The following is a 13,859-nucleotide window of genomic DNA, read 5'->3' as shown; positions in this document are numbered from 1 at the left end:
CAGTCGACATCAATGGTGGATGTCAGTCCGTCTTCGCGAGCAAGCCCGCTCCCACAGGGATTTGTGGTGTCTGCTGGAATGAAAAAGCCCCCGCAACCATAAGGCTGCGGGGGCTTTTTTGTGAGCGCGGCTCAGATCACTCCTGCGCCGCCGCCTCCTTCGCTTGACGCTTCTCGATGGCATCCACCAACCGCTTGGCCAGTTTCGGGTAGTTCTCGTCGAAGTGATGGCCGCCAGGCAGTTTCATCGCCTCGCCCACAGCAGTCTTGTCGGTGCAGCCGCTTTCGTCGACTTCTTCCTCGCCGTAGATGCACACCACTTTTGCAGGCGGCAGCTTGGCCATTTCCGGGCCGGTGGCGGCTTCTTTGCCGGCGTTGCCGAGCCAGCCTTCGACTTCGATTTCGAAGCTGCCGGTGCGGGCGAAGGCCAGCAGGATGATTGCATCGACTCGCTGCTGCTCCGCTTCCGGCAGGCGGTTGTAGATGGCCGGCAATACGTCCGCACCGAACGAGTAACCGGTCAGGATGAAGCGCTTGGTGCCCCATTTTTGCCGGTAGTGCTGCATCAGTTCAGTCAGGTCTAGCGCGCTTTGTTCCGGGCTCTTGTGCTGCCAGTAGTAGCGCAGGGTGTCGATGCCGACCACCGGGTAGCCGATCTTGGCCATCTCGCCGGCCACGTCACGGTCCAGGTCGCGCCAACCGCCGTCACCGGAAAGGAACAGGGTGACGGTGTCCTTGGCTTGACCGGCCGGGACTTCGACCACCGGGATCTGCAGGCCGCCAGCGGCTTTATCGCCGCCGACGAGGATTTTGCGCAGTTCGTTGTTCAGCACTTGCGGCAGGTTGATGTCGTAGTCGCTGATGCTGGTTTCGGCATTAGGCTGGTCGCGCACGAAGCCGGCGCTGGTGTCGTCCGGGTTGTCGTTCCAGGCCACCAGCCAGTGGCCGTGAGCGGCGCTTTTCGGCAACAGGTGAGTGCAGCCGGGTTTTTCCAGGGCCAGGTCAACCGAAATGGCCTGAGTCTTGTCGTCCTTTTGTTCGGACAACCAGCGCCAGGCCAGTACAGCGCCAGGGCCGATACCGCTGACCAGGGTTGCCGGGCCTTTGAGTTCTCTTAAACCCGATTGCAATGCGCGGCTTTGCAGCAGGCAGTCTTTGGGCAAAATCACCTGAACAATCTGCGCCGAGCCGCTGCGGCTCAGGGTCATCAATTGTTTGTCGCTGAGCTTCTGCTCTTCATTGACCGCCACCAGCACCTGGGCGCGCGGCGTGGTGCCGGGGATGACGCGGGTCATCGCGGCGCCATCGGCCGGCGTCAGCAGTTCGAGGGTCGGTTCTGGCGCCGGGCGTTTGAGGTACCAGTAACCGCCACCGACAATCAGGGCCAGCACTACCAGTGTGGCCAGTACGTACCGCAGGGAGCGTTGAATCATCAGCGTTTCACCAATCCAGTCAAGCCGCCCGCAATCAGGGCAGCAGTGTCGGCCAGGGCCACCAGCGGATCGAGTCCGGCGGGCACAGCCATATAACGGGGTTCCCAGTCGGGCTGGAACTTGTCTTTGAAGCGGCGCAAACCTTGGAAGTTGTACAACTGCTCACCACGGCGGAATACCATCGAGCCCAGGCGCTGGGTCAGTGGCGCGCCTCGGCGGGGTTGCAACCCCGACAACGGCACCATGCCCAGGCTGAAGCGCGCGTATCCATGATTTTTATAATGTTGAATCAGGCCGACCATCATGAACTCCATGGTCAGCTTGGGGGCGTCGGGGTGCGCGCGCATCAGGTCGAGGCTGGCCAGTTCATGGCCGTAGGTCTCGAGCAGGTTGGCGAACGCCACCGGGCGCCCTTCGAAACGAATCACCGCGACACGGAAGTGCTTGAGGTAGTCATCACTGAAACGCCCGAGCGAGAAGCCTTTCTCGCGCACATTCTTACCGGTCAGCCAGGCATCGGAAATCACCTTGAGCTCGTCCATCGGCGCTTGCCCTGGCTCATGGATTTCCAGCGACAGGCCGTCACGGGTGCCGCGGTTCCAGGTGTAGCGCAGGTCCTTCATCTCTTTGCCTTTGGCCTCGAGATCGAAACGCTTGAGGTCGACCCGGGCTTCTTCGCCGAGCTTGATCGCGCTCAGGCCGATGTCCATGTAGTACGGCAGGTTCTCGGCGCGCACTTGATAAAACACAGGGCGGGCGTGGTGGATATCGCACAGGTCGCGGAACTGCCAGATCATTTCCGCCCGTTGCTGGGTCGGGCCGATCGGGTCATACAGCGCCACCAGGCTGCGGCCACGGCGAGCGTACATCAGAAACGCCTCGTCGTTGGGGTGAAACAATAGCGCCTTGTCACCGGTCAGGGCCAGGCCGCCATCCGGTTGGGAGGAGGCCATGAGAACCTTTACCGCGCGGTCCAGTTCATCGGGCGTTGGCAGATGGATCACCGGGCGCGCAGTGCGCAGCAACCAGGTCAGCGACACCACCACCAGCAGGACCGCGGCGCCGAGCAGCGAGCGCAGGCCCCGCGGGGCGTCGGCGTCAAGGGTGAACTGCCACCAGAGTTGATGGCTGTAGGGAACGTCCTGATAGGCGAACAGCAGCAGCCAGATCGACGCGCCGAGTACGCAGAGGCTGGACACTAGATACAGCGGCGAAAACGGCAATTCGGTCAGGCGACTGGGGCGGTAGAACGAGCGCCGGAAAACCCCCAGCAAGCTCGCCGTCAGGGTCATCAGGCAGGCCTCTTCCCAGTCGAACCCTTTGAGCAGAGAGAGCACCGCGCCGACCAACAACAGAATGGTGGTCAGCATCCATGCGGCCGACAGGCGGCGACGCAGCCCCTGAGCCAGCAGCAGGCAGAGAACGCCCACCAGGCTGGCGCCGAAGTGCGAGGCGTCGACCAGGCGATGGGGGATCAGAAAGCCGATGTGTTCAAGGCGGGTATCGATTTCCGGCGTCACGCCGGAAAACAGCAGCACCACGCCGGACAGGAACACCAGCACCGCCAGAATCGGCGCGGCCAGGCCAGAGGCGGCACGCAGGGACTGGCGTGTCTGAAACAGGCGCTGGCCTTCGTTGACCAGCAGCAATACGCAAGCCACCAGCAGCGGCAACACCACGTAGATCAGGCGGTAGAGCAGCAGGGCGGCAGCCAGTGGCGCGGCGCCGAGCTTGTCGGCGAAGGCGGCCAGCAAAATCGCTTCGAACACCCCGACACCGCCCGGCACATGGCTGAGCACGCCAGCGGCCAGGGCCAATAGATAGACCAGCAGGAACGCACCGAAGGGTGGCGCTTCAGGCAGCAACAGATAGAGCACCGTCGCGGCGGCGGCCACGTCCAGGGCAGTGATGACCAGTTGCAGGAAGGTCAGGCGACGACCTGGCAGGCGCAAGGTGCGGCGGCCGACCTTGACCAGCAGGTTGTCCGGGTAAGGCTGTTCCGGCAGGCGACGGCGATAGATACCGATGGCCAATACCGTGGCGAGCAGTAGCACGGCCACTGCAATCGCACCCAGCAAGGTCTGGGAGAAACCCAGGGCCACGGAGGCGGCAGGCAGGTTGCTGAGCGTGGCGAGGGCGGCCAGGGGCGGCAGGGCGCAACCGAGCGAGAGGCTGGCAAACAGCGTCATATGCGCGACTTCCGAAGCGCCCACGCCATGACGTGCATATAAACGGTAGCGAACCGAGCCGCCCGATAGCAGCGAAAGACCGATGGCATTGCCGATAGCGAAGGCGGTAAAACCGCCCAGTGCCAGTATTCGCGGCGCCAGCGTCGCGCCGGCATAACGGCTGGCTGACCATTCATAGCCCAGCAGAATGATGAAACCGATGACGGTCGCACCGAACGCACCCAGCAAGGCCGGTTTCGGCACCTCCAGGATCGAGTCGTGCAGCGCGTACAAATCGAGCTCGCTGAGCAGGTGACGACAGGCAATCAGCGCGATGGCGAACAACAGCAACGTGACTGCCAGACCGATGGGTTGACGGTATTTGCTGATTCGATCCAGCAAGCGCAGACGCTCGGCTTTGATCGGTTGTGTCGCTGTGACGGTGTCTTGTGGATCAGACGAGTTGGCGCGCATCAATCACCTCTTGGATTGTGCGCGACAGGATGGGGGTATCCGGCCAAGTTACCAATCCCTGTAGAAAAAAATAATCACAAATATTAACGCCTCTCACCGGCTGTCGGCGATGGCGCGTCATCAGTCGTACAGGGTTCTGTCTGCGATTTAGTCAGGTTTGAACTCACAGTCTGGCGATCCCGAACGACTCACTGCACAGTGACAGATCATTGTTGCGAAAGGGCTTTTTCAACAGATACAAAAAAGGCCACTCTTTCGAGTAGCCTTTTTTGATGTTTGGTTGCGGGAGCCGGATTTGAACCGACGACCTTCGGGTTATGAGCCCGACGAGCTACCAGACTGCTCCATCCCGCGTCTGTGTGGCGGCATTCTACAGGCGAACGCCGGAGTGTCAACCGTTAATCCAAGGATAGATCAAATAAGCGTGAATCAGCGGCGAACGGTCGCGGGGGAGACCTAAGTTTCGGAATCAGAACGATTTCTTTTTTCTGTGCCGTGAGGTATCGACCGCTATTTTTTATAAAACGGGCGCGCACAAAAAAGGCCACTCTTTCGAGTAGCCTTTTTCGATGTTTGGTTGCGGGAGCCGGATTTGAACCGACGACCTTCGGGTTATGAGCCCGACGAGCTACCAGACTGCTCCATCCCGCGTCTGTGTGTCGGCATTCTACAGAGGATCGCCGGGCTGTCAACCTTCAATCTCGGTAAAACCTGTTCCTGTTCAATCGCTTAGGTGAAAACAGGGGCCGACGACCGGGCTGAAACGCAGGCGGGGCAAGGCTTTCGACTCTATCGAGGGAACTCTTTCGATTGAGAAAATAAATTCCTCCGGTGCTTTTCCTACGAGTTGAAAAGAACATTCAGACTACTGGTGCTATATACAGGTGTCAGTGAGATACTGCCGGCAAGACATACCAATACTTCATTTCTTCGCCATGAATACCGCTTTTATATGACGCAGCGAAAAATCATCCACGTCGATTGTGACTGCTTCTACGCCGCCATCGAGATGCGGGACGACCCGCGCCTTGCCGGTAAGCCATTGGCGGTGGGCGGCTCGGCGGATCGGCGTGGGGTGATTGCCACCTGCAACTATGAAGCGCGGGCTTATGGCGTACGCTCGGCCATGTCTTCCGGGCATGCCTTGAAGCTGTGCCCGGATCTGACCATCGTCAAGCCGCGCATGGAAGCCTATAGAGAAGCGTCGAAGGAAATTCACACGATCTTTCGCGATTACACCGACCTGATCGAACCGCTTTCCCTGGATGAGGCGTACCTCGACGTGTCGGACAGCGCGCATTTCGGCGGCAGCGCCACGCGAATCGCCCAGGACATTCGTCGTCGGGTGTCCAACCAGTTGCACATCACCGTGTCGGCCGGTGTGGCGCCGAACAAGTTTCTCGCCAAGATCGCCAGTGACTGGAAGAAGCCCAACGGCTTGTTCGTGATCACGCCGGATCAGGTGGAAGATTTTGTCAGTGGTTTGCCGGTGAGCAAGCTGCACGGTGTTGGCAAAGTGACCGCCGATAAACTGGGCAAGCTCGGCATCGCCGATTGCTCGCAATTACGCGAATGGAGCAAATTGGCGCTGGTGCGAGAATTTGGCAGCTTCGGCGAGCGACTCTGGAGCCTGGCCCGTGGGATCGATGAGCGGCTGGTGCACAACGACAGTCGTCGGCAGTCGATCAGCGTCGAAAATACCTACGACGTGGACCTGCCGGATCTGGTGAGTTGTCTGGATAAATTGCCTGAGTTACTGGAGTCCCTGAATGGCCGCATGGCACGGATCGACAGCAGCTATCGACCGGGTAAGCCGTTCGTCAAAGTGAAATTTCATGATTTTACCCAGACCACGTTAGAGCAAGCCGGGGCAGGGCGGGATCTGGGGAGTTATCAGTTGCTGCTGACACAGGCCTTCAATCGTGGCGGGAAACCGGTGCGGTTGTTGGGGATTGGGGTAAGGCTGGAGGATTTGCGGGGCGGGTTTGAGCAGCTGGAGTTGTTTGAGCGGTAGTTTGGGGGGGAATTTAAGGGCCTCATCGCGAGCAGGCTCGCTCCCACATTAGACCGCGTTCGTCTGAACAACTCGGTCAACTGTGGGAGCGAGCCTGCTCGCGATGCTTTTAGGCTTTAATTCGGCCCCGGATCCGCCACCAGTCGCCCGGCATCCTTGGTCAGTGACTTGAGGAACTCGGCCTGCAACTCGGGATCGTTGCGGGTCAGTTCGATCAGGCTCTGTTCCAGCTCACTGGCTTCTTCTTCCAGACCCAGTTCCGACAGGCGTTTGACCCGGTGCACCCACTGGCTCACTTCGTCGTCTTCGAGGTCGTCGTAAATCAGCCCATGGGCTTCGAGCAGCTTGCCGCGCAAGGTGTTGCTGATCGCCAGGGACGAGTCGGTGTGCACATCGTCCTTGTTGTCCTCGACACTGATCTGCAGCTTGTCCAGATGGTTGAGGTCATGTTCGGCGAACGGGCTGTCCAGCAGGTTCAGGCGCAACACGCCGTTGCGGTCGGTGCTCAGCTCGAACGTGTTCTTGCCAGCCTTGACCTGCACCGGGCGCTCGCTCCACGGCAGGCTCGAGTATTCCGTGCGCTTGTCGCGCTGGACTTCGTCAATACCCGCCAGGTTCTGTTGCGCCCGGCCATGGGACTGCACGTTCATGAACGGGTTGAGCCCGGCGAAACCATAGCTGAGCCAGTCCTTCGTCACGCTGTCCGGCAGATTGCCGAGGGCGAACACGTTGACCACGTTCGCACCGATCCCGGCTACCACCGCCACCGCGCCCAGCGGAATCTCGTAGACCTCCCGCCAGGGTTGGTAAGGCGTGTAGCGATCATAGTGACGCGTAACTTCGAACTCGGTGACTTCGAAGGTTTTCTGCTCGTGGATTTTCACCCGACGTTGCGGCAGCTCAAGCACCTTGGGCTCGCCGACATCGATCTGCAGGCTGTGATCGAGCAATTTGCGCTCGACCCGTTCCTCGTGCTCGCTGCGTTGTGACATCTGATTGGCACAGCCGCTGACCAGCAGCGCGCCGCACAGGGCGGCGCCACCGAGGCCTAAGGTGTTTCGCTTGAACATGACGTCTCTATCTGGTGTCAGCGGCGGATACGGGCCTGGAGGAAAGACAGCACGTCAGCGACCGGCAGCGCTTGCGCCTCGGCCTCGGTGCGGCTCTTGTATTCCAGATTGCCGTCGGCGAGGCCGCGGTCACTGACCACGATCCGGTGTGGAATGCCGATCAGCTCCATGTCCGCGAACTTGATGCCCGGGCTGGTTTTCTTGTCGCGGTCGTCCAGCAGCACTTCGAAGCCGGCGGCAGTCAGTTCTGCGTAGAGCTTGTCGGTGGCTTCGCGAACCTGTTCGGTTTCGTAGCGCAGCGGTACCAGAGCAATCTGGAACGGGGCCAGAGCATCGCTCCAGATAATCCCGTTCTGGTCGTTGTTCTGTTCGATGGCGGCCGCCACCACGCGGGACACGCCAATGCCATAGCAGCCCATTTCCAGGGTGACTGGCTTGCCGTTCTCGCCCAGCACTTCGCACTTCATCGCTTTGCTGTACTTGTTACCCAGCTGGAAGATGTGCCCGACTTCGATACCGCGTTTGATTTCCAGGGTGCCTTTGCCGTCAGGGCTCGGATCACCGGCCACGACATTGCGCAGGTCGGCAACGGTCGGAACCGGCAGATCACGTTCCCAGTTCACGCCGAAGTAGTGCTTGTCGTCGATGTTGGCACCGATGCCGAAGTCGCTCATCAGTTCGACGGAACGGTCGATGATGATCGGCAGTGGCAGGTTCAACGGGCCAAGAGAGCCGGCGCCGGCGCCAATGGCGTCGCGCAGTTCAGCTTCGGAAGCCATGACCAGCGGGCTGGCAACGCCAGGTTGGTTGGCGGCCTTGATTTCGTTCAGCTCGTGGTCGCCACGGATGATCAGGGCAATCAGTTTGCCTTGCTCTTCAGCGTGCACCACCAGGGTCTTGATGGTCTTTTCGATCGGCAGATTGAAGCCTTCGACCAGTTGCGCAATGGTCTTGGCGTTCGGCGTGTCGACCAGGCGCAGCTCTTCGGTAGGCGCGGCACGAGAGGTTTCGCGCGGTACGGCTTCGGCCTTTTCGATGTTCGCGGCGTAGTCGGAACCGTTGCTGAAGACGATGTCGTCTTCGCCGGATTCGGCCAGCACGTGGAACTCGTGGGAGCCGGCACCGCCGATCGAGCCGTTGTCGGCTTCAACCGGGCGGAATTTCAGGCCCAGGCGGGTGAACACGTTGCAGTACGCCTGGTGCATGCGGTCGTAGGTGATCTGCAGCGATGCCTGGTCAGCGTGGAAGGAGTAGGCGTCCTTCATGATGAATTCGCGGCCGCGCATCAAACCGAAGCGTGGGCGGATTTCATCACGGAATTTGGTCTGGATCTGATACAGATTGATCGGCAGCTGTTTGTAGCTGCTCAACTCGTTACGCATCAGGTCGGTGATGACTTCTTCGTGAGTCGGGCCGGCGCAGAAGTCGCGGCCATGGCGATCCTTGAAGCGCAGCAATTCCGGGCCGTATTCTTCCCAGCGACCGGATTCCTGCCACAGCTCAGCCGGTTGAGTACTCGGCATCAACACTTCGAGAGAGCCGGCGGCGTTCATTTCTTCACGCACGATGGCTTCGACCTTGCGCATCACTCGCAAGCCCATCGGCAGCCAGGTGTACAGGCCCGAGGCGAGTTTGCGGATCATGCCGGCGCGCAGCATCAGCTGATGGCTGATGACGACCGCATCGGAAGGCGTTTCTTTCTGTGTGGCGAGCAAAAATTGACTGGTGCGCATGGTTGGCCGTTGTCGGTTGCTGATATCGAGAAGTGACGGAGCATTGTACGGGCGAGATCTGCCGGCGTACAGGAGTGCGGCCGGCTGTGTGGCTGGAGGGCGAGAATCCGCTCGCCCTCATGCTTGCTGCGTAATAGAGCCTACGATTCTTCCGTGACGGGAGTCTGAACCGGTTCCGGCGTCGGTGTCGGACCTGCGCGGCGGTTTTCCTGGAACCAGTGCAAGGCGATCAACAGCAGGGTCGGAACGCCCAGCAGGGCGGTGATCAGGAAGAACTGGTGATAACCGAATTTCTCCACCATAACCCCTGAGTAGCCGCCGATCAGGCGGGGCAGCAAGAGCATGATCGAGCTCAGCAGGGCGTACTGGGTGGCGGAGAATTTGAGGTTGGTCAGGCTCGACAGGTAAGCGACAAATGCCGAAGTCGCCAGGCCCGAGCTGAAGTTATCCAGCGAAATGGTGACGATCAGCATCTGCAGATTGGCCCCCATGTCCGTGAGCATCAGGAACAACAGGTTGGTGGCGGCCGATGCAGTGCCGCCGATGAACAGGATGGGCAGAATGCCGAAGCGCACGATCAGCAAGCCGCCCATGCCGGCACCGACCAGTGTCATGATCAGGCCGAAAACCTTGCTGACACTGGCAATCTGATCCTTGGTGAACCCCTGGTCGATGTAGAACACGTTGGCCATCACGCCCATGACCGTATCGGACATCCGATAGGTGGCGATCAGCCCGAGCAGCAGCAGCGCCTGCCAGCGGTAACGCAGAATGAAGTCGTTGACCGGGGTCAGCACCGGCGCCAGGCCACGGCGGCCCATGGCCGACAAGCACAGGGTGGTGAGCGTGGTATAGAGGATCGCTCGCAGGAACGCGCGGTCTTCGAGCAGCAGGTCGAGCAGGCTTACACCGTTGAACAGTACGCTGGCGAAGTCAGTGTTGTAGAGCTGGGTGAACATGGCCGGTACGGACACCAACAGCACGATCAGCACGAACACTGACGCCAATTGGTGCACAAAGCTGTAGCGGCCGGCCTGAAGCTGAGTGCGCAGTGGCACCGGCGGTTCGCGCATGAACAGGGAGGTCAGCAGCGCCGGGATCATCAAGATGCCGAACAGCACGTAGGTGCCGGTCCACGCCGCATGCTTGTAGTTGAAACCGGTGGAGCCGAAGCCTTCGGCGAAGAACAGTGCGCCGGCCGTCGCCAGCAGGGCCGCGACCCGATAACCGGCCATGTAGCTGGCCGCCAATGCAGCCTGGCGGGTGTCGTCGGCGATTTCCAGGCGATAGGCGTCGACGGCGATGTCTTGCGTCGCGGAGGCGAAGGCGACGATCACGGCGATGGCGATCAGCCAGGACAGGTGCTTTTGCGGGTCGCAGAAACCCATGCCGATCAGGCCGAGGATCACCAGTGCCTGGGCCAGAACCAGCCAGGAACGTCGTCGACCCAGCTTACCGAGCAGTGGCAGGCGCCATTGGTCGAGCAGCGGGGACCAGACCCATTTAAAGGCGTAGGCCAGGCCGATCAGGCTTGCGTAGCCGATGGTTTCGCGGGCAACACCGGCCTCGCGCAGCCAGACTGAAAGCGTCGAAAACACCAGCATGTAGGGCAGGCCGGCGGCGAAACCAAGCAGCAACAACACGAGCGTCGAAGGGCTGGCATAGGCGGCGAGCGCGGCGCGCCAGGTTTTACGGGGCATGGGCTGGAGTCTGCCTCAAGAGTTACGGAAACAAAGCGCGCACTCTAACCGCTGTGCTCTACCGGGCGCCAGCCATGGCGCTGAATATCAACACGATTGTTCAGGATACTGATGCCTTCCATGCGCAACCGGGCCCGTTGTTCATCCCCCGAAGGGCTGCCCACAGGCAGGCTGATCCGACCGCCGGCAGCCAGCACACGGTGCCAGGGCAATTTAGTGTCGCCGGGCAGTTGGCTCAATGTTCGCCCGACCCAGCGGGCGGCACGGCCCAGTCCCGCCAGCTCGGCAAGCTGGCCATAACTCACGACTTTGCCCTCGGGTACTTGCGCCAGGGTCAGGTAGAGCGCCGTGCGTCGGATTTGCGCCGCGCTTTCGGTTTCAGCGGTTGAGTCGGTCACGTCCCGGGCTTCCTGAAAAATGCGTATTGACCGTCTGTAGGGTAAATCCTGGATCGGCCGTTGAGAACTGAACTCAATAGAAATAGTCGGGTCAGTGCTTGCTAGGGCCCTATTCGTAAGAATAATGCCGACTTTTTTTCGCAAAGTTGAGCCTTCCATTCGCTTATGTTGTCCAGAACCTTGCTGTGCCTCGCTGTCGTCAGTGCTTCCACTCCCTTGCTCGCCGACACCGTGTGGTTGAAGAACGGTGACAAGTTGAGTGGCAAAATCACCGTGTTCGACGGTGGCAAGCTATTGATCCAGACCCAATATGCCGGGGCGGTGCCGATTGACTGGAAAGAGGTGAAAACCCTGGAAAGCGATCAGCAGTTGCTGGTCAAACAGGATGCCTACACCGGCGAAAAGGCCAAGGCGCTACACGCGGCAGAAGATGGCAAGGTCACCCTGGCCAACGGCGAGACGCCCAAGACGGTTGAGCTGGCGAGTATCCAGCAGATCCTCAAGCCGAAACCGGTGGTCGAGGATTTGGTGTGGAAAGGTAATGTTGATATGGCGCTGGATTATCGGCGGGCCGAAAAAGATACCGATGATTATGACGTCGGCTTCAAGACTATCGCGCGTCATGGTCGATGGCGTCATACGGCGGAAGGTGAGTACAGCCGCGAGTTCCAGGATGACGTCGTCACCACTGACAACTGGCGTGCCGAGTATTCTCTCGACCGATTCCTCACCGAGAAGTGGTTCTGGCAAGGGCGTTTGAATTACAAGCGTGACAAGGTCGAAGACCTGTCCCGTCAACGCGTGGTCGGTACCGGTCCCGGCTATCAGTTCTGGGATGATGAATTGGGCGCTTTCTCCCTTGGATCCCTGCTCAACCATACGGATTATGAGTACAGGGATGGTGGCAAGGATCAATTCTATTCCTTGGCCATGAAGTGGAACTACAACCGCTACCTGATCGGCAAGAAGGTCGAGTTCTTCACCAGCGGCGAAGTTGGCAAGCCGTTGTCGGGCGTGGCGGATTACGCCCTCGATACCGAGGTCGGCCTGCGCTACAAAGTCACCGATTGGGCGTCGCTGAACCTGAAGGCCGAGAAAGACGTCATCAGCGGTACCGAGGATGCTGACTTGAGCAAGACTCGCTATACGGCGGGGTTTGGCGTGGCCTGGTAACACGCTGAAAGCTCGAAAGATCGCAGCCTTCGGCAGCTCCTGCGCAGGATTGAGGTACATCCTGTAGGAGCTGTTTAGGCTGCGATCTTTTTTTGCCACACAAAACACTCAGCATAAAAAATGCTTTTGAGGGCGAGGTTTTATTGGCGTGTCGCGTGCTCAGTTAAAGGCTCGTGCATTCGCCTTGGCGGACACCGGCGTCGTAGTGACATTCAGCACTCAAGCGGCCGTCCGGCCCCCAGAAACGGCTGACGCCCTGTTGGAGACCGTCCTTGTATTCCGCTGACGAATTCATCTGACCACTTTCGTACCAGGTGAGGGCAGTGCCCTCAAGCTTTCCGTCCTTGTAGATCTTGTGATCCTTGAGTCGGCCAGTGCCATACCACTCTTTGAAGTCACCTTGCTCGCGGTGTTGTTCATCCCACTGCCATTGCACGGTTTGCACGCCCTGATCGGTCCATGTTGCGTAACTACGCTGCACGTTTTGTTCGTCGTTGAAGTCCTTCTGTTTCTCTTTTCCATTGGGGTGGTACTGGATATGCCAGCCCAAGGGCATGTTGTCGACATAGTCCCCGCTGCTTTGTAGCGTGCCGTCCGGGTAGTAAGAAAGGCTTGGGCCAACCTTTTTTCCGTCGACGAACTGGCCGCGATGCTCGATCGTGCCGTCGGGGTAGTAGCCGAAAATCGGACCGTCCAGTACATCGTTGCGATAGCTGACGCGACCGATCACTGCGCCGTTTTCGTCATATTCCAAATACTCACCGTCCACCCGCTGGCCCGAGTGCCAGTTGTAGGACTCTGATTTCTTGCCGTTATCGTGGTAGGTGGTTTCCCAGCCTTCCAGTTCATCGTTCAAGTAATGGGCGCGTTTAGTGACAATGCCGCTGTCTGAGTAGGTCAGCATTTCGCCCTGACGCTTGCCGTTCATGTCGTACTTGAAGGTTTGGCCGATTTTTTTGTCTGGGTAGTAGGTTTTCGAATCAAGGACGGGCTTGCCTGAAACAAAGTCCTTGGCGTCGACGAAGTAGTCGCGACGCACGGTGCCTGATTCGACGTAAAAGACCTTGGCGTGCCAGGCCTTGCGCTTGCTGTCGTAGGTCAGCGGCATCGGCAAGAAATAAGAGGCCTGGCCCTTTGTTGTTGGCGCATATTGCTCATCCAGATACAGCTTGCCGTCCACCAGTGATGCCGTCAGTGCGCTGCATTCTTCTGGCGTGCAGGGGCGCACCTTTTCGAAAAAGGCCCGTTTGCCGTCGCACTCCGAAAGCGTCAGCAGCAGTGGGGTTTCATCGTCGATCAGTTGCTGAACTTCGTCGAGGAGCCTGCCAAACGATTCATTGGGAACGCCCACCGATTCTGGTGTGAGATAGACCTCGTTGCTGCCGCAGGCATGCGCTGTGGAGAGCGTCAGCAATGCCGCAGCTCTCAACTGGGCCTGGGGAACGCCCTGTATTTCCGGGCCTTTGCCGATATGCGTTGCGTGAGGGTTCATGCCGATAATGATCGTCGGATGATCGGGGTGGGGAGTGTCGGCGTGAGCCGAGAGGGGGAGTGCAAGTGCGATCAGCGTTGCGCCCAGCGACGTCCATTGTGTGAATTGCATCCTGCTGCTTCCATGTGGTTTTTTCAGGCGGCGAATCTTATAGATGACAAGCGGTGGGTGTAAGGGGGAAATAGACGCCCACAAAAAAGCCCCG

9 protein-coding genes and 2 tRNA genes are annotated in these 13,859 nt (G+C 59.5%); 2 read left to right on the top strand and 9 right to left on the bottom strand.

Annotated elements, in window-relative coordinates; all coding sequences use genetic code 11:
• Positions 1 to 136 precede the first annotated feature (136 nt).
• From LOY38_RS23680 to LOY38_RS23665, 4 genes are all read right to left on the bottom strand, one after another.
• Complete coding sequence (locus tag LOY38_RS23680) at positions 137 to 1,432, bottom strand: virulence factor family protein (RefSeq protein WP_258697290.1); 1,296 nt, start codon at positions 1,430 to 1,432, stop codon at positions 137 to 139.
• Entirely contained in the window at positions 1,432 to 4,074 is a 2,643-nt protein-coding gene (gene mprF / locus LOY38_RS23675; RefSeq protein ID WP_258697289.1) for a bifunctional lysylphosphatidylglycerol flippase/synthetase MprF, read from the bottom strand. The genes LOY38_RS23680 and mprF overlap by 1 nt, the downstream gene beginning before the upstream one ends.
• Positions 4,075 to 4,351: 277 nt before the next feature.
• A tRNA-Met gene (locus LOY38_RS23670) sits at positions 4,352 to 4,428 on the bottom strand.
• Between the two features lie 220 nt (positions 4,429 to 4,648).
• A tRNA-Met gene (locus LOY38_RS23665) sits at positions 4,649 to 4,725 on the bottom strand.
• A gap of 301 nt (positions 4,726 to 5,026) precedes the next feature.
• On the opposite strand from LOY38_RS23665, the gene dinB reads away from it, so the two are divergent.
• Positions 5,027 to 6,088 carry a DNA polymerase IV gene (gene dinB / locus LOY38_RS23660; RefSeq protein WP_258697288.1) on the top strand — a complete coding sequence of 354 codons (1,062 nt, stop codon included), beginning with the start codon at positions 5,027 to 5,029 and terminating at the stop codon, positions 6,086 to 6,088.
• Positions 6,089 to 6,204: 116 nt separating this feature from the next.
• On the opposite strand, the gene LOY38_RS23655 is transcribed toward dinB, so the two are convergent.
• From LOY38_RS23655 to LOY38_RS23640, 4 genes are all read right to left on the bottom strand, one after another.
• Positions 6,205 to 7,158: a hypothetical protein gene (locus LOY38_RS23655; RefSeq protein ID WP_258697287.1), complete on the bottom strand. Its 954-nt coding sequence runs from the start codon at positions 7,156 to 7,158 to the stop codon at positions 6,205 to 6,207.
• Between the two features lie 17 nt (positions 7,159 to 7,175).
• Positions 7,176 to 8,891, bottom strand: a complete 1,716-nt coding sequence (locus LOY38_RS23650; RefSeq protein ID WP_258697286.1) for a proline--tRNA ligase — start codon at positions 8,889 to 8,891, stop codon at positions 7,176 to 7,178.
• A 140-nt stretch (positions 8,892 to 9,031) separates the two neighbouring features.
• On the bottom strand, positions 9,032 to 10,591 hold the full coding sequence (locus LOY38_RS23645) for an AmpG family muropeptide MFS transporter (protein ID WP_258697285.1): 1,560 nt from the start codon (positions 10,589 to 10,591) through the stop codon (positions 9,032 to 9,034).
• A gap of 44 nt (positions 10,592 to 10,635) precedes the next feature.
• Positions 10,636 to 10,989 (bottom strand): MGMT family protein, encoded by a 354-nt coding sequence (locus LOY38_RS23640; protein ID WP_258697284.1) that lies wholly within the window; start codon positions 10,987 to 10,989, stop codon positions 10,636 to 10,638.
• Between the two features lie 165 nt (positions 10,990 to 11,154).
• Here LOY38_RS23640 and LOY38_RS23635 point away from each other — a divergent pair, with 165 nt between their 5' ends.
• Positions 11,155 to 12,162, top strand: coding sequence for a DUF481 domain-containing protein (locus LOY38_RS23635; protein WP_258697283.1), 1,008 nt, complete (start codon positions 11,155 to 11,157; stop codon positions 12,160 to 12,162).
• Positions 12,163 to 12,325: 163 nt separating this feature from the next.
• Here LOY38_RS23635 and LOY38_RS23630 read toward each other — a convergent pair whose 3' ends face one another.
• Positions 12,326 to 13,849 (bottom strand): toxin-antitoxin system YwqK family antitoxin, encoded by a 1,524-nt coding sequence (locus LOY38_RS23630; protein ID WP_258697282.1) that lies wholly within the window; start codon positions 13,847 to 13,849, stop codon positions 12,326 to 12,328.
• Between the last annotated feature and the right edge of the window lie 10 nt (positions 13,850 to 13,859).

This window comes from Pseudomonas sp. B21-015 (assembly GCF_024749285.1).
Taxonomy (GTDB): domain Bacteria; phylum Pseudomonadota; class Gammaproteobacteria; order Pseudomonadales; family Pseudomonadaceae; genus Aquipseudomonas.
This window is presented reverse-complemented; position numbering and strand designations above follow the sequence as displayed.